Below are 18271 nucleotides of genomic sequence, written 5' to 3' on the forward strand. Positions count from 1 at the left end.
GTAAGGGTCGAAAGCGCCAAAATTATTGCGCCTCGCGCGGTGCTGCCGCCGGCGGCCTTGCCGGCAGCATTTTCAAGGCCTCGCGCAAGGCTTCACGGCCGGCTGCGAAGGCCAGCGCGATGACGATGGTGATGAGATAGGCAAGGATCGCGCCGCTGGCCAAGGCAATGACATGCTGCTGCGGCAGCAGCGGCTTGACCAACCAGACCACCGCCAGCGCCACATGCGCGCCGAGCACGAACGGCGTCGCCGCGCGAAGAACGTGGCTTGCCCGCAGCGGCCCGCTCCTGCCGACATAGAGCCACAGGAAAGGCGTGCGCAGATATTCGCTGACGGCATAGGCGATCGCCACGCCGAGCGCGCCATAAGGCAGGCCCAGCACGAAAGCGAGCACCGACGTCACCGCCGTGATGATGCCCCAGCGCATGAAGTCGCCGGAGCGGCCCTGGCTGACGAACAGCCATCCGGCCGGATTGTTGAGCGGCTGCAGCAGCCCGGCGAAGCCCAGCGCCAGGAAAATGCCGGCGCTCGCGCGCCATTGCTCACCGAGCACGAAGGGGATGAGTATGTCGGACATGGCGGTGGCGAAAGCGACGCCGGGAAGCGCCACCAGCAGGATCAGCGGCATGACGCGAAGATAGGCGCTGCGGTAGCGGTCGGGCTCGTCCTTCAGCCTGGAAAGGGCCGGCACCATCACCTTCGACAGCGGGTTCGTGATCTGGCTCAGCGGGAACAGGAGCAGCTTGTAGGCACGGTCATAGAGGCCGAGCTGCGCCTCGCCCCAGTATTTTCCGATCAGCACGTTGTCGAGATTACGGGCAAAGAAATTGGCGAAGTTGAAGCCGGTTATGCCGGCGCCGAAATTGATCAGCTCGCTGATCCCGGCGACCTTGCGGGGCAGGCTGGGCCGCCAGCGCGAACTGGCCCAGTAGCACAGCGTCGGCAGCACGGCTCCGGTCAAGGTGCCGGCGAAAAGTGCCCAGTAGGAGCGGTCGATGAAGGTCCAGGCGATCGACACGGCAAGACCAGCCACGGCGCCTGCGACATCGATGATGGCCAGACGGCCGAACTGCATGCGGCGGGTCAGGAGCGCCAGATGCTGCGCACCGAGGCCGTAGGCCATGATCTGCAGGCCCAGCGCCGCCACCAGGCCAGCCACACGCGGTTCGCCGTAGAAGGCGGCGACCAGCGGTGCCGCGCCGGCAAGCACGCAGGCCAGGATGGCGCTGACGGCGACGTTGATCCAGAACAGGTAGTTCACCTCGTCGTGCCGTATGCCCGATTTCTGGATGGTCGCCTGGGTGAGGCCGAAATCCTGGAACAGCGCGATGAAGGCCAGCACCGGCGCGCACATCGCCACGACGCCGAAATCCTGCGGCAACAGGAGACGCGACAGCACGATGACGGAAATGATCTGCGTGGCAACCCGCACGGACTGCGACAAGGCCGTCACGACCGCGCCACGCCCGACCGATTTGCGCAGTGAGCCTTCTGGCGGATCGAATGGATTGGCTTCCAAATTCAGGATTCCTGATTCTTGTGCAGGTTCCGACCAGGAACCCTGCAACCGCCGCCGCGGCCAAATTACGGCATTTATTTTGCAGTGCAACAAAAAACGTGGATTTTGCTACGCTGCACCAAAAATGTTGCGATGCAGCAAGACCTGTACTAGGTTCGCCGTGGGTGGGCCAACAGCGGTCGAGTTTTCATGCTGAATGTCTTGTACCTTGTGCATGACGTTTCCGACCCGGCAGTGCGCCGGCGGATTACCATGCTCAGGGCAGGTGGCGCCCAGGTCACGCTCGCAGGCTTCCGCCGCACGGCAAATCCCATTGCCGACGTCGAGGGATTGCAGCCGCTGGATCTCGGCGCGACGCGTGACGGGCGATTCGCCCAGCGCCTGACGGCAGTCGCCAAGGCGGCGGTTTCGATCGGCACCAGGCTCCGCGGCATGCCGAGGCCCGATCTCATCATCGCGCGCAACCTGGAAATGCTGGCGCTCGCCCGCCGCGCCAACACGGCATTCGGCGCCGCGGTGCCGATCGTCTATGAATGCCTCGACATCCATCGCCTGATGCTTCGCAGCGATGCGGTCGGCAAGGCGCTGCGTGCCACGGAACGTTACCTTGCCAGGGACGTAAGGCTGCTGGTGACCAGCTCGCCCGCATTCACCGCCAATTATTTCGAGCCGTACGGCCAGGTGACGGCGCCGGTCGAACTGGTCGAAAACAAATATTTCGAGGCAGCGGCGATCCTGCCGGCCGAGCATGAGATGGCCGAGGCGCCTGTCGCGCCACCCTGGCGCATCGGCTGGTTCGGGGCATTGCGCTGCCGCCGCTCGCTCGAACTCCTGGCCGATTTCTCGCGCCGCGCCGACGGCCGGTTCGAGATCGTGCTGCGCGGCCGCCCGGCGTTGACCGAATTCCCGGATTTCCACGCCTTCGTCGAGGCGGAGCCCTGGCTTTCGTTTCGCGGACCCTACCGCAACCCGGAGGACATGGCGGCGATCTACCGGGACGTGCATTTCTCCTGGGCGATCGATTTCTTCGAGGCGGGCCAGAATTCCGAATGGCTGCTGCCCAATCGCCTCTATGAAGGCTGCCGATTCGGCGCGGTGCCGATCTCGATGGCCAACACGGAAACTGGGCGGTTCCTCGGCCGGCAAGGCATCGGCATTCTGTTGCCCGAAGCCTCACCCGACGCGCTCGAAGCCGCCATCGGCAAGATGGAGGAGCGCCGCTTCAGCACGTTGAAGGAGCGCGTTCTGTCGCGCAACCCCAGGATATGGAGCTATGATCGCAGCGATTGCCAGGCGCTGGTCGACAAGCTTCGAAGCCTGGCCGCCATGCGCCAACCCTTCGCGGCCGAGGCTTTGGCCTAGGATGGAGATCGCCCGATGATGCAAGCGCTCCCCTCCAGCCTGATCGTGATTCCCTGCCTCAACGAGGCAGCCCATATCGGTGTGCTGCTCGACCAGCTCAGCCCCGCGGCCGCGAGGCTCGGCGCCAGGATCGTCGTTGCCGATGGCGGCAGCACCGATGGTACCCCGGCCATTGTCGGCGAGCGTGCGAAGGAAGATCCCCGCATCATCCTGCTCCACAATGAAAAGCGCATCCAGAGCGCGGCGATCAATCTTGCCGTCGCCAGATTCGGCGATGGTGCCGAATATCTGATCCGCATCGATGCCCATGGCGGCTATCCCGCCGACTATTGCGACCGGCTGGTCGAGGAAGCGCTGGCCACGGGCGCCGATTCTGTCGTGGTCTCGATGCTGACCAGCGGCAGCGGCACCGTGCAGAAGGCGGCCGCGGCGGCACAGAATTCAAAGCTCGGCACCGGCGGTTCCAAGCACAGGCATCTGTCCGCCGGAGAATGGGTCGATCACGGCCATCACGCGCTGATGCGGATTTCTGCCTTCCGGGCCGTCGGCGGCTATGACGAGACGTTCAGCCATAATGAGGACGCCGAGCTCGACTACCGGCTGAGACAGGCCGGCTACAGGATCTGGATGAGCGGCAGGACGCAGATGGTCTACTATCCGCGCGCGTCGCTCAGCGGCCTCTATTTCCAGTATCTCGGCTACGGCCGCGGACGCGCCAAGAATGTCCTGAAGCACCGCGTCATCCCGAAGGTCCGGCAGATGGTGCCGCTGCTGGTGTTCCCGGTGGTGGTGCTCGCGGCCTTTTCCTTCGTGCACTGGCTGGCGGCGGTGCCGCTTTTGATCTGGGCATCCGTATGCCTCGGCTATGGCCTGTGGACGGCGGTAAGCCAGCGCAATGCCGACATCGCGCTTGCCGGCGTCTCGGCGATGGTCATGCATTTCGGCTGGTCCGTCGGTTTCTGGCTGCAGCTTCTCGGCCTTGGCAAACAGCGCGGGGTCGCGTGATGGCGGTTCCAGGCAAGAACCGCAGCATCGATATCGGCGTGTGCACGTTCCGCCGGCCGGAATTGGCCCACACGCTGCGCTCGCTCGACGCCATGGACAGGCTGGCCGGTTTCGATGTCCGTGTCATCGTCGCCGATAATGACGACACGCCGAGCGCCAGGGATCTGGTGACGACGCTGGCGCGCGAACTGACGCTGCCGATCAGCTATCACCACTGCCCGGCGCGCAACATCTCGATCGCCCGCAATGCCTGTCTTGACGCCAGCACGTCGGATTTCGTCGCCTTCATCGATGACGACGAGACGGCTTCGCCGCGTTGGCTTGCCGAGCTCGTCGCAACAGCCCAGGCAAGTCGCGCCGCCGCCGTGCTGGGCCCGGTCAAGGCGCGCTATGGGGCCGATGCGCCGGACTGGATGCGGCGTGGCGACTTCCATTCGACCTTGCCGGTCTGGGTGCGCGGCGAGATCCGCACCGGCTACACCTGCAACGTGCTGCTCGACATGGGGTCGGACAGCCTGCGCGGGCGCCGCTTCAGCCTGGCGCGTGGCCAGACCGGCGGCGAGGACACCGAATTCTTCGACCAGATGCACAAGACAGGCGGCACGATCGCGTTTTCTCCGGAGGCTTGGGTGGACGAGGTCGTGCCACGGACCAGGGCCGCGTTCGACTGGCTTGGCCGCCGCCGCTTCCGCGTCGGGCAGACGCATGGCCATCTCCTGGGGCGCAATGCGAGCGGCATTGGCCTGCTCAAACAGGTCGCCATTGCCTCGGCAAAGGCAGCCTATTGCTTCGCCGCGGCGTTTCCCTTCCTTGCCAGCCCCGTGCGGCGGAACCGCAGCGTGCTGCGCGGCATTATGCATGTCGGCGTCGTCAGCGGCCTTGTCGGCATCCGCGAGATTCGTCTCTACGGCCAGCCCTCGCCACAGGAAGGAGGCAAGCGTGCAGCCTGACGTCAGCTTCGTCCCGGACGTTTCCTTCGTCATTGCAGCCTACAACGCCGAGGCGACCCTCGACCGGGCGATCGCCAGCGCCATCGCGCAGAAGGGTGTCAGCATCGAGGTCGTCGTCGTCGACGACAAGTCGCGCGACGCCACGCTCGACGTGGCAAGGGCCTATCCGCAGGACATCGTGCGCGTCGTGGCGCTCGCGCAGAACAGGGGCCCCGGCGGCGCCAGGAACGCCGGCCTCGAGGCTGCCCGCGGCCGCTGGGTCGCGGTCCTCGATTCCGACGACGCGGTCTATCCCGGCCGCATCGCCGCCATGATCGCGCGGGCTGAAAGGGCGGGCGCGCAAATCGCCGTCGACAACCTCCAGGTCGTCCGCGAGGACGGCGTGATCGAGGATGCGATGTTCCCGACGCGCTATCTGGAGGAATTGGGCGAGATCTCGCTGGCCAGCTATATCGCCGGCAACGTCGTCTTCGAATCGAAGTTCAATCTCGGCTATCTCAAGCCGATCTTCGAGCGCCGCTTCCTGGAAGAAAACGGACTTCGCTACGACGAGGACCTGATCATCGGCGAGGATTACATTTTCCTGGCCAACGCCCTGGCCAAGGGCGGCAGGTGCGTGGTCGAGCCTGACATCGGCTATGTCTATCACATCCGCAGCGGCTCCATTTCGCGCGTGCTCGAGCCTCATCACGTCGAGGCGATGCGCAAGGCCGATGCGATTTTCGCTCAAAGCCATCAGATGGACGCGGCCGCGCAAGCGGCCTTCGCCCGGCGCAGCCGCAGCCTGCGCAAGGCGGCTTCGTTCCTGTCGATGGTCCAGCACATCAAGGCGCGGTCCCCGCTCAAGGCGATCCGGACGGCGCTCAGCGACCCGGCGGCGGTCAGCCATATGGGCATGCCGATCGCCGTGCGGTTGCGACGAGTAGCGGCACAATTTGCCGTAGGGGCGGGGAGGTGAAGATGCAGGCACATGGAGGGATTTTTCCTGGCCTGCGAATGGACTGAAGTCGATCTCCTCAGAAGGAATTTGCGATGAAGAAAATCAGGAAGGCCGTGATACCGGTGGCGGGGCTTGGAACGCGGTTCCTGCCGGCGACCAAGTCGATGCCGAAGGAAATGCTTCCCGTCGTCGACCGGCCGGTCGTGCAATACGCCGTCGATGAGGCCTTCGAGGCCGGCATCGAGCACATCGTGTTCGTGACCGGCCGCAACAAAGCGGTCATCGAGGATTATTTCGACCTGCATCCGGAATTGATCGGAACACTGGAGCAGAGCGGCAAGAAGGCGCAATTGCAGTCGTTGGAAAGCCTGCTGCCGGTGGCCGGCGCCACCAGCTTCATCCGCCAGCAATCCCCGCAAGGCCTTGGCCACGCCGTCTGGTGCGCGCGCGAGGTCATCGGCAACGAGCCCTTCGCCCTGCTTTTGCCTGATATGGTTTCGTTCGGCGGCCGCGGCTGCCTGGCCGAGGTCGCCGACCTCTATGCCGAGACCGGCGGCAACGTCATTGCGGTCGAGCGCTGTGACCCGACCGAGACCAACAAATACGGCATTGTCGGCCGAGGCGCCGACATTGGCGGCGGTTTCGAGGTGACGGCGATGGTCGAAAAGCCGGCGCCGGCCAACGCGCCGTCGAATTTCTACATCAACGGCCGCTATATCCTGCAGCCCGAGATCTTCGCCCTGCTCGGCAACCAGCAGCGCGGCGCCGGCAACGAGATCCAGCTGACCGACGCCATGGTCCGCCTGGCGCAGGAGCAGTCCTTCTTTGCCCAGCCTTTCAAGGGTCGCATGTTCGACTGCGGCTCGAAGGAGGGCTTCATCCAGGCCAACATCGCCTTCGCCTTGGCGCGCGATGACATGAAGGGTCCGGTTTTCGAGATGCTCCAGGAGTTCGTCCGGTCGCATGAACGACAGGAAGAAGCCGCATAATGCCCATCTTTCGGGAGCATTGTCGGACGGCTGACGGTGCGATGCGCGGAACGCCCTGTGGCGTCCGGCATGGAATTTGCGTTGCTTTTTGGCAATGCTCCCGATCTTCGAAGTGCCTGGGAGCCAAGGCATGATCCCGGAAAGCGCAAGGCGGTTTTCGGAAAAGATCATGTTCAAACAGTGAGATAGAGCCCATCCCGATGATTGGGATGGACGGGCTCTGGAATTGGACCGAAGATGAACTATGCCAACTTTCCTCTCGACAAGAGGATGCCATTGCCGAATTCGGAAGCAGGAGACGGCGAAGACTTCATCGATGTCGAGCGGCTGCTTGGCATGGCAGCGCGGCAGGCCAAGGTGGTTGTCCTGGGCGCGGTCATTGGTCTTGTCCTGGGCCTGCTCTATCTGCAGACCACGCCGCCCAAATACCAATCGGTCTCGAGCGTGCTGATCGATGAGGGGCTGAACAAGATCGTCGATGACATTTCGGCGGCGTCGACGACCATGCAGACCGATTCGGCCATCCTGAGCCAGATCGAAATCCTGACCTCGACGCGGCTTGCCGCCGTGGTCGTCGACAAGCTGAAGCTCGACCGCAACGACGCGTTCATGAACCCGCCCCAGTCGGCGCTCGCCCAGGGCATCGGCCTGATCCGCGGCCTGATCCAGTATGTTCGCCCCAGTCCTCCCATGCCGGGCGTCGGCGACGTCACCAAGCTCGACCCCGCCACCCGCGATGCGCTGATCGCGACCTCTCGTCGCGACTACGCTATCCTCAAATTGCAGAACGAGGTGCAGGCGGAGCGCGTCGGGCGAAGCTATGTCATCGCGCTCGGCTACCAGGCGACGGACCCGGCACTGGCGACCGCGATCACCAAAGCCTATGCCGATGCCTATCTCGCCGACCAGCTCGACGCCTCCTTCGATGCCACCGAGCGCGCAGCGGTCTGGCTGCAGGGCCGGCTGACGGAACTGCGCGAAAGCTCGCAGGCGGCATCGCTCGCGGTCGAGAAATTCAGGGCCGAGCACGGCCTGTCCGCCAACAGCGACGGCCAGCTGATGAGCGCCAAGCAGCTTGCCGACCTCAACGCCCAGCTTATCGTGGCGCAGGCCGATACGGCCCGGGCCAGCGCCCGCTACCAGCAATACAAGTCCATCGTTGAAAGCGGTTCGGAGAACGCCTTCAAGGATGCCGCCATATCGAGCGACCAGCCGAGCAGCTCGGTCATCGCGGCGCTTAAGACGCGCTATCTCGCCGTCGCCAAGCGGCAGCAGGATGTCGAGGCCAATTTTGGGCCGCAGCATCCGCAGGCGGTGGCGCTCGCCAAGGAGAAGGCCGACATATCGGCGCAGATATTCGGCGAGTTGAAGCAACTGACCGAAAGCTATCGCAACGAATATGAAGTGGCGCTGGCGCGCGAGACCGCGCTCAGGGCCAATGTCGCCGCGGCGCAAGGCAAAAGCGCCATCGACAACCAGTCGCAGGTCAAGCTGCGTGAACTCGACCAGAAGGCGACGGCGCTCTCCACGCTCTACCAGACATTCCTCGGCCGCTACGAGGAAGCCGCCCAGCAGCAATCCTTCCCGGTCGGCAAGATCCGCATCATCTCGGATGCATCGACGCCGCTCAGCGCCTCCAGCCCGCGCACGGTGGTTGTGCTGGCGCTCTCGCTTGTGCTGGGCACGTTGATGGGTGCCGGGCTCGGCGGCCTGAACGAATTCAACGAGCGTTTCTTCAGGACCGGCGAGGATGTCCGCGACCGCGTCGGCCTCAAATTCCTCGGTTATCTGCCTGTCATCGGCGGCAAGACCGCCAGGGAGGAAAAGCCGGCCGACCCGGATCTCAAAACCGCCAAATCGCCGGCCGCGGCCGAAAAGCGCGCGCGCATGCGCGTCAGCGTCGATGCTCCGGCGTCGATGTTCTCCGAGACGCTGCGCAGCGCAAAGATCGCCTTCGACGTCGTCATGGAAGGGCAGGGCAGCCGCGTCATCGGCGTCATCTCGGTCCTTCCCGGCGAAGGCAAGTCGACGGTCGCGGCCAATCTGGCCGGACTGCTCGCCGCCAACGGCGCCAGGACGCTGCTGATCGACGGCGACCTGCGCAATCCGGGCTTGAGCCGCAGCCTCGGCATGGAGGCCGAGCAGGGACTGATGGAAGCGGTGGTGAGCGGCCAGACCTGGCAGTCGGTCGGCAAGATCGACCGGCAGACGAAGCTGGCGATCATTCCGGCCGTGCTGCGCGGCAATTTCTCGCATACCAGCGAGCTTCTCTCCTCGGCCGGCATGCGGCGCTTCATCGACAACGCCAAGGAGACCTTCGAATACATCGTCGTCGATCTGCCGCCGCTGGGGCCTGTGGTCGACGCCAAGGCCTTCGCGCCGCTTGTCGACGGCTTCGTGCTGGTCACCGAATGGGGCCGCACGCCGCGCGCGATGGTGAGGTCGATGCTCGAATCCGAACCCTATGTCGCCAACAAGATCGTCGGCGCGGTGCTGAACAAGGTCGATCTCAAGAAGCTCGCCAAATACGGCTCGTTCGGAGCGTCCGAAAAATTCTTCGGCCAGTACTCGAGCTATTATCTCGACAAGACCGAAGTGCGCAGCAAGACAACGGTCTGAGTTCAACCGTGGCGATTTCCGTGCCTGAGTGACGAGGCAGGTCATCGCCTATGTGGCCACGGCGGGCTACAGTGGGAGTCTAAACCCGGGCATCATCCGGCAGGCAATGTCAGCTTACGCGGCCAATAGCGGCTGGCCACCAAAAGACTGAGATGGACGACAACTATTCCGAGGATGCCTGCCAAAGCCTTCAGCGAGCCGTCCGAAAGGCGCGCATGCCGTCCGGGTTCGAGGAGCTGCATCAGCTCCAGCACAGTGGCTACGACGACAACTATAGTGACAGTTCCAGCCAAGCGGTTTGGAAAGCCGAGCCCCATCGCCACGCCGAACAGAACGTAGGCGAGGGCGCGTTCGAAATCTGGGTCACCCAGGTGGGGCCGCATCTGGATTGGCGACAGCGTCGCGAAGACAATGACGGCGAGCAAAGCAAGGGCGGCAATGCGAGAGATGAGGGTCATTGCCGTTCGTAAAGCGAACAAGCCGGCGAAACAAGTACGGGCATCTTCAAGGGTCGAATTTATAACGAGGTAGCTTCCGTACTGCTTGGCGGATTCAAGCAGCCGCGCCCGATCCAAAGACGCCATGCTAGCCCGTGACGCCCGGTTTCTTTGGCTGATTGGCGATGTCTATGAAATGACATCCGGAGCAATATCGGATTGTGCGGAATCGACGCGCTTTGAGGTTGGCGACATGGATTGGAAGCAGGTCGGCCCCAGAGCAGATCAGTCTATTTCGCTTGCCAGCGATTTCGACGGCAGGTCGGTCGTCCGCTCTGGATGGACGGCGGTGTCGATCCAAGCCCTGGTCAGTTTGAGTTCTGACCGGGTTTCGCAGACAGCGCGATCGGGTCGGTTTCGATAAGCCGAAGCGACCGCACCATGTTCGCCGTTTGCGTCTTGTACTTGAGAAAATGCGGTGTGGTCAGATGGGCTTCGTACGCCGTCTGATCGGCGTAGCATTCGATCACGCGCACCTTTTCAGGCGCACCTTTTTCCGACACGGCATGAAGGAAAAGCACGCCCGGCTCGATTCGCACGGAGGCCTCGATCTCTTCGGCAATCAGGGCCTTGTAGCTGTCGATCTGGTCAGGATCGATTTCCAGTTCGGCTATCCTGACGATCCGCATCGATTGGTCCCTAACTTTGTACAGGGCCGCGACTCACTATCCAGGCCTCGGAACCCTGCGGCTGGACAGTGCGCTCCTGCGAGGAAGGCACCGAGGTGCCCGTTGGTCAATTGGTCAACAAGATCGCGACTAGGCGGCCCTGAGCCGGTAGCGGAACACCGTGTGGTCGAGCAGCAGCCGGATGCGCGGTTCGGCTTCGGTCGCCACCAGCCAGCTTGCCGCGATCATGGTCGCGCCGACCATTGCCATCGACAGGAGATAGGGAAATCCCGCGCCGACCATCGCGCCGAGCATCGCCGCGCCGATGACGTCGTGGATCAGATAGAGCGGGTAGGTCATCAAGCCGATCCGGCGCCAGCCGCTCCAGCTGAGGTCGAGCCGCAGCGACCACGCCATTAGGGCGATGGCGACCAGGAAGACAAGGATCGGCGGCGCATAGGGCATCGCGGCACCGACCTTGATGCTGTGGACGTCGACCGAGCTGGCGATTTGCAGCACGCCCCCGCCCAGGAACAGCAGGCAGAAGGCCAGGCGCGAGGCCGTCACCGCCTTGAACCGCATCAGCCAGATGAGCACGCCGACGGCGAAAAAAGAGCCATGGTGCACCAGGACGAGCTGCAGCCAGCGTGTCTCGGCGAGGTCGGACCAGCCGAGCGGATAATAGAGGCACCAGAACAGCGTGCTGACGAGGCCGATCGCGATTGCCACCGTCTCCATCAGGTGGAAGCGGCCAAGCCGCAACAGGATCCAGACGACAGCGTAGAAGGCGATCTCGATGCCGAGCGTCCAGTAGACGCTGTCCACCCAAGGGCCGTAGGGCGCGAAAAGGCCGGTGCGAACGAGCCTGATCACGGCATCGGTTGGCCAGCTCAGACCGGTGAGCAGCAGCACCGCCGCGGTCACCGGCGCGCAGATCCAGACCGCCGGCGCCAGCCTTTTCACCCTTGCCTCGAAAAACCGCAGCGGCGTCGAATTCTCGGCGCTGAAGGCGATGACGAAACCGCTGATGACGAAGAATATCTGCACGCCGACCCAGCCGGAGCCGACCAAGGCCATTTCGGGATGGGGCGGGATGCCGCCGGTCGCGCGCGCCGAAACCCCGTCAGGGAATGCCCATACCCAGAAGCCATAGTGATAGAACATCACCATGACGGCGGCCAGGAAACGCAATATGTCGACGCCGCCGAATGTCGCCTTGTGCTGAGCCATGCCGTGCCTTTGGAATGGCCCCCCAAGCCAAACCCTAGAGTCTGTTGTTGCATTGCACAACAAAAGATTGGCCAGATGTGACAGTTGGCGCCGACCGCTCAACAAACGGAAGGATCGGGTCTGCTGCGCCCGATCATCTAGACCCCGATGCCGCGCTCCTTCAGCACGGCCGTGATCTCGTCGAGGATGACCGGGTCGTCGATCGTCGCCGGCATGGTCCAGTCTTCCTTGTCGGCGATCTTCTGCATGGTCCCGCGCAGGATCTTTCCCGACCGCGTTTTCGGCAGCCGCTTGATCGTCACCACCGTCCTGAAGGCGGCGACCGGGCCGATGCGCTCGCGCACCAGCCCCACCACTTCGCTCTCGATAAGGCCGATCTCGCGCGAGACACCAGCGTTGAGCACGACGAAGCCGAGCGGAACCTGGCCCTTCATCGCATCCGCGATGCCGACGACGGCGCATTCCGCGACATCGGGATGCGTTGCCAGCACCTCTTCCATGGCGCCGGTCGACAGCCGGTGGCCGGCGACATTGATGATGTCGTCGGTGCGGGCCATCACGTAGAGGTAGCCGTCCTCGTCGATCATGCCGGCATCGGCCGTCTTGTAGAAGCCGGGGAACTCGTCGAGATAGGCCTGGCGGAAACGGGCGTCGGCGTTCCACAGCGTCGGCAGGCAGCCCGCCGGCAGCGGCAGCTTGACCACGACATTGCCGAGCGTGCCGCGCGGCACCTCGTGGCCGGCATCGTCGAGCACGCGGATGTCGTAGCCGGGCATCGGCACGCCGGGTGAGCCGTATTTTACCGGCAGCAGGCCAAGGCCCGCGGGGTTGATGGTCATTGGCGAGCCGGTCTCGGTCTGCCACCAATGGTCGATGACCGGCACGTTCAGTTTTTGCTCCGCCCATTTGATGGTTTCGGGATCGGCGCGCTCGCCGGCGAGGAACAGCGTTCGGAATTTCGACAGGTCGTATCTGGCGACGAATTCGCCCCTGGGATCCTGCCCCTTGATGGCGCGGAACGCCGTCGGCGCGGTGAACAGGGCGACCACGCCATGCTGCGCGATCACCCGCCAGTAGGTGCCGGCATCGGGCGTGCCGACCGGCTTGCCTTCGAACAGGATGCTGGTGCAGCCATGCAGCAGCGGCCCGTAGACGATGTAGGAATGGCCGACCACCCAGCCGACGTCGGACGCCGCCCAGAACACTTCGCCGGGCTTGACGCCGAACTCGTTTTCCATCGTCCATTCGAGCGCCACCATGTGGCCGCCATTGTCGCGAACGATGCCCTTGGGCTGGCCGGTCGTGCCTGACGTGTAGATGATGTAGAGCGGGTCGGTGGCAAGCACCGGAACGCAGTCGACATTGGCGCCGGCCGCCCGCTCGCGCGCGACCGCGTCCGCATAGTCGATGTCGTAATTGTCCCTGAGCTCGCAGCGCAATTGGTCGCGCTGCAGGATCAGGCAGGCGTCTGGCTTGTGGCGGGATATCTCGATCGCCTTGTCGAGCAGCGGCTTGTAGGCGACGACGCGGCCGGGCTCCAGGCCGCAGGAGGCCGAAATGATCACCTTCGGCCTGGCGTCGTCGATGCGGGTGGCGAGCTCATGCGAGGCAAAACCGCCGAAGACGACCGAATGCACGGCGCCGATGCGGGCGCAGGCAAGCATGGCGATGGCCGCTTCCGCCACCATCGGCATGTAGATGATGACGCGGTCGCCCTTGCCGACGCCGCGGTTCTTCAGCACCGAGGTCAGCGCCACCACTTCGCGTTTGAGCTCGGCATAGGTGAATGTTTTCACGGTGCCGGTGATGGCGCTGTCATGGATCAGCGCGATCTGGTCGGCACGCCCGCCGGCGACATGCCGGTCGAGGGCATTGTAGCAGGTGTTGCAGGTGGCGCCGGTAAACCAGCGGCCATAAACGCCGGCTTCCGCATCGAACACCTTGTCGTAAGGCGTGTACCAATCGATGGCGTTCGCCGCATCCGCCCAGAACTTTTCCGGGTCGCGTTTCCAGCCGTCATAGACCTCGTGATAGCGTGAAGCCATCCATTTCCTCCCCGGGAAGATTTGCCGTCCTGGCAACAGCCTATGCTGTTTTTTCCGGCGATGTCTTCCCTCAATTCGTCTGATCCGGCCCGGTCCTGGCCGCAAAGGTGCGACATCGTGGCCCTCCGGGAAGAAAAGCAACGGTCCGGCCCGGGCGTTCCCATGTGGCCGTGTGCACCGGCGCGTCGGCCGGTGGTCTCGTCGTCGGGCATGGTCACCGCGATCGAGCAGCCGTCTTCCGGGTCAGTCGATCCTTTTTGTGCTCACCATCACCGGCCGGATCGGCGGCGCCGGCGGCAGCAGGTCGCGAATGTCGGCGAAGGGAAACATCGGCTCGAAGCGGAAGGCTTCGGCCTGCGATCCCGGCGCGCCGTTGCACTGGCCGGCGCGAAAAAAATTCTGCGTCCGGGCGATGTCGACGAAGCGCTCCGGATCCTGCGACTGGTGCAGGCGGATCGCCTTGGCCTTGATCTCGGCCTGGGCTGATATCTCGACATAGTGGGTCGGGGAGAATCCGGTGCCGCCCACCGTGTCGGCATGAAGCACCGGTACGGCGAACGACGCCGCGATGCGCACGGCGTCCGACAGCGCGCGGTGGTCGGCGTGATAGTCGTTGGACGCATGGGTAATCACCAGATCCGGTCCGGTTTCGCCAATCAGCGTCTTCAGCGCGCCGATCAGCGCGTTATCCGCCACCAGCCTGCCGTCGGGAAAGTCGAGGAAGCGCGGCGCCGCCCCGAGTAGCGCGGCCGCGGCCGTTGCCTCCTCGCGACGGACACGGGCGAGAACCGTGGGATCGCTCTTGCCGCCCCTGGCACCATCCGTGGCTATGGCAAAAGTCAGTTCTGCGCCTTGCGCCGCATAGGCCGCCATCGTACCGAACATGAATATCTCGATGTCGTCAGGATGCGCGCCGAGCGCCAGTATTTTCAACGCTTCTCTCCCCGGAAATGGAAAAACGTGACGAACGGAATCCTGCTCGCCCTGATCGCCTATGCAAGCTATTCGGGCAGCGATGCCGTTGTCAAAAGCCTGGGTGGGCAGTTCACGGTGTTCGAGATCGGTTTCTTCTCGATATTGTTTGCCGGCTGCTTTCTCTTCTTCACCCGGCCGGCGGACGAGCGTTGGCGTGATTTCTGGCGCACCAAACGGCCTTGGGCGGTGCAGGCGCGCGCCTGGGCCGGCATCGCCTCGGGCGTGCTCAGCGTCTATGCCTTCACCACCATTCCACTGGCCGAAGTCTACGCGCTCGTCTTCCTGGCGCCGCTCTGCGTCACCATCCTCTCCACGGTCGTCCTCAAGGAAAAGGTCGGGCCGTGGCGCTGGCTGGCGGTGGTCGCCGGCTTTGCCGGCGTCATGTTGGTGGTGCGACCGGGTTTTCGCGAACTCAATCTTGGACACCTCGCCGCCTTTGGCGTGGCCTTTCTGGCAGCCGCCAGCGTCATCCTGATGCGCTCGCTGGCAAAGCAGGAAAAGCGCACGACCATGCTCGGCGTGCTGATCGGCTACGGCCTGTTGTTCAACGGCATCGGCATCGCCGCTACCTCGTTCACGCTTCCCGACGCAAGGCAGCTTGCATGGCTGATAATGGCCGGCGCCTTCACCGCATGCGGACAATTGCTGCAGCTGCTGGCCGTCAAATACGCGCCCGCCAACCGGATCGCGCCGACGCATTACTCGCAGATGGTCTGGGCGGTCATCCTCGGTGCGCTGTTCTTCCGGGAATATCCCGACTGGCTGTCGCTGGTCGGCCTCGCGGTCGTCGGTGGGTCCGGCCTGCTCACCATGGTGCGCGAGGAAGTGCGGCTGGGCACGGTGCGCTGGAACCCGTTTTCGCGCACCCGGCTTTGATCTGATGCGGTTGCATGGCGACCACGAGCGCTGATATGCGGGCGCGATGACGACAAAAGCCTTGCCGGAGCTTCCGGTATCCGCCGTGCTGCCGGCGCTGGGCCATGCGCTCGGCTCCGGCAACGGCGCCGTGCTTGTGGCGCCGCCCGGCGCCGGCAAGACGACGCTGGTGCCGCTGGCGCTGCTCGATGCGCCATGGCTGGGCACGGGCAAGATCGTGCTGCTGGAGCCGCGCCGGCTCGCCGCCCGCGCCGCCGCCCGCCGCATGGCCGAATTGCTTGATGAGGAGCCCGGCGGCACCGTCGGCTATGCCATGCGCATGGAGAACCGCACTTCGGCCCGGACAAAAATACTGGTCGTCACCGAAGGTGTGCTGGCGCGGATGATCCTTGACGATCCCGAACTGCCCGGAATCTCGGCCGTGATCTTCGACGAATTCCACGAGCGCTCGCTCGACGGCGATTTCGGCCTCGCTTTGGCGCTCGACGTGCAAGGCGCGCTGCGGCCGGACCTGCGCGTCTTGGTGATGTCGGCGACGCTGGACGGCGCCCGTGTCGCGAAGCTGTTGTCGGGCGCGCCGGTGATCGAAAGCGAAGGCCGTGCCTTTCCCGTCGACATCCGCTACGACGAACGGCCGGCCGGCATCCCAATCGAAGATGCCATGGCCAAGGCGATCCGCTCCGCTCTTGCCGACGAGAGCGGCAGCGTGCTTGCCTTCCTGCCCGGCCAGCGCGAGATCGAGCGCACCGCCGAGCGGCTTGCCGGCAAGGTCGGCGCCGACACCGATATCGTGCCGCTCTACGGCATGCTCGATGGCAAGGCGCAGGACGCGGCGATCAGGCCGGCGCCGGCGGGCCGCCGCAAGGTGGTGCTGGCCACGTCGATCGCCGAGACCTCCATCACCATCGACGGCGTGCGGGTCGTCATCGATTCCGGCCTGTCGCGGCTGCCGCGCTACGAGCCGGCCAGCGGCCTGACGCGGCTGGAGACGGTGCGCGCCAGCAAGGCCTCCGCCGACCAGCGCGCCGGCCGTGCCGGACGCACGCAGGCCGGCGTCGCCATCCGACTGTGGCGCGCCGAACAGACGGCGTCGCTTCCAGCCTTCACCCCGCCGGAAATCCTCGAGGCCGACCTTTCCGGCCTGCTGCTCGACTGCGCCGCCTTCGGTGTCGCCGATCCGACGAGCCTCGCCTTCCTCGATCCGCCGCCGGCCCCGGCGCTCAACGAGGCAAGGGCGCTGCTGCGCGCGCTTGATGCCATCGAGGAGGCGGGGCGGCTGACGGAAGCGGGCGCCGCGATGCGCAAGCTCGCTCTGCCGGTGCGGCTGGCGCATATGGTCGCCGAGGCGGCCCGCGGCGGCCATGCCGGCGAGGCGGCCATGCTCGCGGTGCTGCTGACCGAGCGCGGGTTGGGCGGTGACGGCGCCGATCTCGAACGCCGGCTGATGCGCTTTCGCCAGGAAAGATCGCCACGCGCCACCGCCGCGCGGCAACTCGCCGAACGCCTGGCGAGGCAGGCCTCTTCACCCTCCCCCTTGTGGGGGTCCGAAGGACGGGCGAGACCCCTGGCTCGCCCCGGAACGTCGATCCGCGAAGCGGAGCGGGGCGGGGGGCTTTGGCGCCGCACCCCCACCCCGGCGCTACGCGCCGACCCTCTCCACAAGGGGGAGGGTGGCAGCGCTGGTCCTCTCCTCATCCATGCCTGGCCGGACCGGGTCGCCAAGGCGCGCGGCGAGCGGGGGCGTTTCGTACTGGCCAACGGCTCCGGCGCCATGCTCGACGCCGCCGATCCGCTTGCCGGCGAGGCGTTTCTGGTTGTCGCCGATCTGCAGGGCAAGGCGCAGAATGCGCGCATCACGGCGGCGGCGGCGATCAGCGAGGACGATACTCGTTCAGCACTGGCGGATAGGATCGAAACCCGCAGGCAAACGAGCTTCGATCGCGAGCGCCGCGCCGTGCGCGTGCGCGAAACCGTGCGCCTCGGCGCCATCACGCTGGCCGAGCGCATGCTGCCTCCGCCAACCGGCAGTGAGGCCGACCGCGCCATGCTTGACGCCTTGCGCGAACATGGACTTTCACTGCTGAGCTGGAGCAAGGAGGCCGAGACGCTGCGCCAGCGCCTGTCCTGGCTGCATCGCGGCCTTGGGGCGCCGTGGCCCGATATGTCCGACACGGCGCTTATCGATCGCCTCGACGACTGGCTGCTGCCGTTCCTGTCGGGTGCCGCATCCTTCTCGGCCATCGATCCGGGTGTCGTCCCGGCCGGGCTGACGGCGCTTGTGCCGCACGATTTGCAGCGCCGGATCGACGCACTTGCGCCGACCCATTTCGACGTGCCGTCCGGCAGTCGCGTGCCGATCCGCTATGACGGCGAGTGGCCCATTTTGGCGGTTCGTGTCCAGGAACTGTTCGGTCTCGACCGGCACCCCGCAATCGCAGGCGGCACCGTGCCGCTGACGCTCGAACTGCTGTCGCCCGCGCACCGGCCGATCCAGACGACGCGCGACCTGCCCGGCTTCTGGCGCGGCTCCTGGGCCGATGTGCGCGCCGACATGCGCGGTCGCTATCCCAAGCACGTGTGGCCGGAAAATCCGCTGCTCGCCGCCGCCACCAGCCGCGCCAAGCCGCGCGGGACGTAGTTGCTTGGCGATTGGCGC

Annotated in this window: 14 protein-coding genes; 8 read left to right on the forward strand and 6 right to left on the reverse strand. The window is 65.0% G+C overall.

The window, feature by feature from the left end; all coding sequences use genetic code 11:
- Positions 1-22: 22 nt before the first annotated feature.
- Entirely contained in the window at positions 23-1519 is a 1497-nt protein-coding gene (locus FJ951_RS00605) for a lipopolysaccharide biosynthesis protein (RefSeq protein ID WP_140512935.1), read from the reverse strand.
- Positions 1520-1708: 189 nt separating this feature from the next.
- On the opposite strand from FJ951_RS00605, the gene FJ951_RS00610 reads away from it, so the two are divergent.
- The 6 genes from FJ951_RS00610 (at position 1709) to FJ951_RS00635 (ending at position 9384) form a co-directional block, all read left to right on the forward strand.
- A complete protein-coding gene (locus FJ951_RS00610) occupies positions 1709-2881 on the forward strand; it encodes a glycosyltransferase family 4 protein (RefSeq protein ID WP_140512937.1) in 1173 nt (390 codons plus the stop codon).
- Between the two features lie 15 nt (positions 2882-2896).
- Positions 2897-3886, forward strand: coding sequence for a glycosyltransferase family 2 protein (locus FJ951_RS00615; protein WP_140497165.1), 990 nt, complete (start codon positions 2897-2899; stop codon positions 3884-3886).
- A complete protein-coding gene (locus tag FJ951_RS00620; protein WP_140512939.1) occupies positions 3886-4836 on the forward strand; it encodes a glycosyltransferase in 951 nt (316 codons plus the stop codon). The genes FJ951_RS00615 and FJ951_RS00620 overlap by 1 nt, the downstream gene beginning before the upstream one ends.
- Entirely contained in the window at positions 4826-5794 is a 969-nt protein-coding gene (locus tag FJ951_RS00625) for a glycosyltransferase family 2 protein (RefSeq protein ID WP_140512941.1), read from the forward strand. Before FJ951_RS00620 ends, FJ951_RS00625 begins: the two co-directional genes overlap by 11 nt.
- Positions 5795-5868: 74 nt before the next feature.
- Positions 5869-6765 carry a UTP--glucose-1-phosphate uridylyltransferase gene (locus tag FJ951_RS00630; protein ID WP_140512943.1) on the forward strand — a complete coding sequence of 299 codons (897 nt, stop codon included), beginning with the start codon at positions 5869-5871 and terminating at the stop codon, positions 6763-6765.
- A gap of 237 nt (positions 6766-7002) precedes the next feature.
- The gene (locus FJ951_RS00635; protein WP_140497157.1) at positions 7003-9384 is read left to right on the forward strand and encodes a polysaccharide biosynthesis tyrosine autokinase; all 2382 of its coding nucleotides are present in this window, start codon (positions 7003-7005) and stop codon (positions 9382-9384) included.
- 92 nt (positions 9385-9476) lie between these two features.
- Here the strand turns inward: FJ951_RS00635 and FJ951_RS28340 are convergent, their stop codons facing one another.
- The 5 genes from FJ951_RS28340 to FJ951_RS00660 all read right to left on the reverse strand — a co-directional run bounded on the left by FJ951_RS28340 (position 9477) and on the right by FJ951_RS00660 (position 14697).
- Positions 9477-9968 carry a hypothetical protein gene (locus FJ951_RS28340; protein ID WP_181171602.1) on the reverse strand — a complete coding sequence of 164 codons (492 nt, stop codon included), beginning with the start codon at positions 9966-9968 and terminating at the stop codon, positions 9477-9479.
- A 221-nt stretch (positions 9969-10189) separates the two neighbouring features.
- Positions 10190-10510, reverse strand: coding sequence for a putative quinol monooxygenase (locus FJ951_RS00645; protein WP_140497155.1), 321 nt, complete (start codon positions 10508-10510; stop codon positions 10190-10192).
- A 129-nt stretch (positions 10511-10639) separates the two neighbouring features.
- Positions 10640-11719, reverse strand: coding sequence for an acyltransferase (locus FJ951_RS00650; RefSeq protein WP_140512945.1), 1080 nt, complete (start codon positions 11717-11719; stop codon positions 10640-10642).
- A 137-nt stretch (positions 11720-11856) separates the two neighbouring features.
- The gene (locus FJ951_RS00655) at positions 11857-13764 is read right to left on the reverse strand and encodes a propionyl-CoA synthetase (protein ID WP_140512947.1); all 1908 of its coding nucleotides are present in this window, start codon (positions 13762-13764) and stop codon (positions 11857-11859) included.
- Positions 13765-14007: 243 nt separating this feature from the next.
- Positions 14008-14697 (reverse strand): PIG-L deacetylase family protein, encoded by a 690-nt coding sequence (locus FJ951_RS00660; RefSeq protein WP_140512949.1) that lies wholly within the window; start codon positions 14695-14697, stop codon positions 14008-14010.
- A gap of 27 nt (positions 14698-14724) precedes the next feature.
- On the opposite strand from FJ951_RS00660, the gene FJ951_RS00665 reads away from it, so the two are divergent.
- Complete coding sequence (locus FJ951_RS00665) at positions 14725-15615, forward strand: DMT family transporter (RefSeq protein ID WP_140497147.1); 891 nt, start codon at positions 14725-14727, stop codon at positions 15613-15615.
- Between the two features lie 46 nt (positions 15616-15661).
- Positions 15662-18253 carry an ATP-dependent helicase HrpB gene (gene hrpB / locus FJ951_RS00670; RefSeq protein WP_140512951.1) on the forward strand — a complete coding sequence of 864 codons (2592 nt, stop codon included), beginning with the start codon at positions 15662-15664 and terminating at the stop codon, positions 18251-18253.
- Positions 18254-18271 lie beyond the last annotated feature (18 nt).

It is taken from the genome of Mesorhizobium sp. B2-2-3 (genome assembly GCF_006442405.1).
Lineage (GTDB): Bacteria > Pseudomonadota > Alphaproteobacteria > Rhizobiales > Rhizobiaceae > Mesorhizobium.

Coding starts and splice junctions, on each gene's coding strand:
- FJ951_RS00610 (WP_140512937.1), top strand. CDS start 1,709: ATGCTGAATGTCTTGTACCTTGTGCATGACGTTTCCGACCCGGCAGTG.
- FJ951_RS00615 (WP_140497165.1), top strand. CDS start 2,897: ATGATGCAAGCGCTCCCCTCCAGCCTGATCGTGATTCCCTGCCTCAAC.
- FJ951_RS00620 (WP_140512939.1), top strand. CDS start 3,886: ATGGCGGTTCCAGGCAAGAACCGCAGCATCGATATCGGCGTGTGCACG.
- FJ951_RS00630 (WP_140512943.1), top strand. CDS start 5,869: ATGAAGAAAATCAGGAAGGCCGTGATACCGGTGGCGGGGCTTGGAACG.
- FJ951_RS00635 (WP_140497157.1), top strand. CDS start 7,003: ATGAACTATGCCAACTTTCCTCTCGACAAGAGGATGCCATTGCCGAAT.
- FJ951_RS28340 (WP_181171602.1), bottom strand. CDS start 9,968: ATGGCGTCTTTGGATCGGGCGCGGCTGCTTGAATCCGCCAAGCAGTAC.
- FJ951_RS00645 (WP_140497155.1), bottom strand. CDS start 10,510: ATGCGGATCGTCAGGATAGCCGAACTGGAAATCGATCCTGACCAGATC.
- FJ951_RS00650 (WP_140512945.1), bottom strand. CDS start 11,719: ATGGCTCAGCACAAGGCGACATTCGGCGGCGTCGACATATTGCGTTTC.
- FJ951_RS00655 (WP_140512947.1), bottom strand. CDS start 13,764: ATGGCTTCACGCTATCACGAGGTCTATGACGGCTGGAAACGCGACCCG.
- hrpB (WP_140512951.1), top strand. CDS start 15,662: ATGACGACAAAAGCCTTGCCGGAGCTTCCGGTATCCGCCGTGCTGCCG.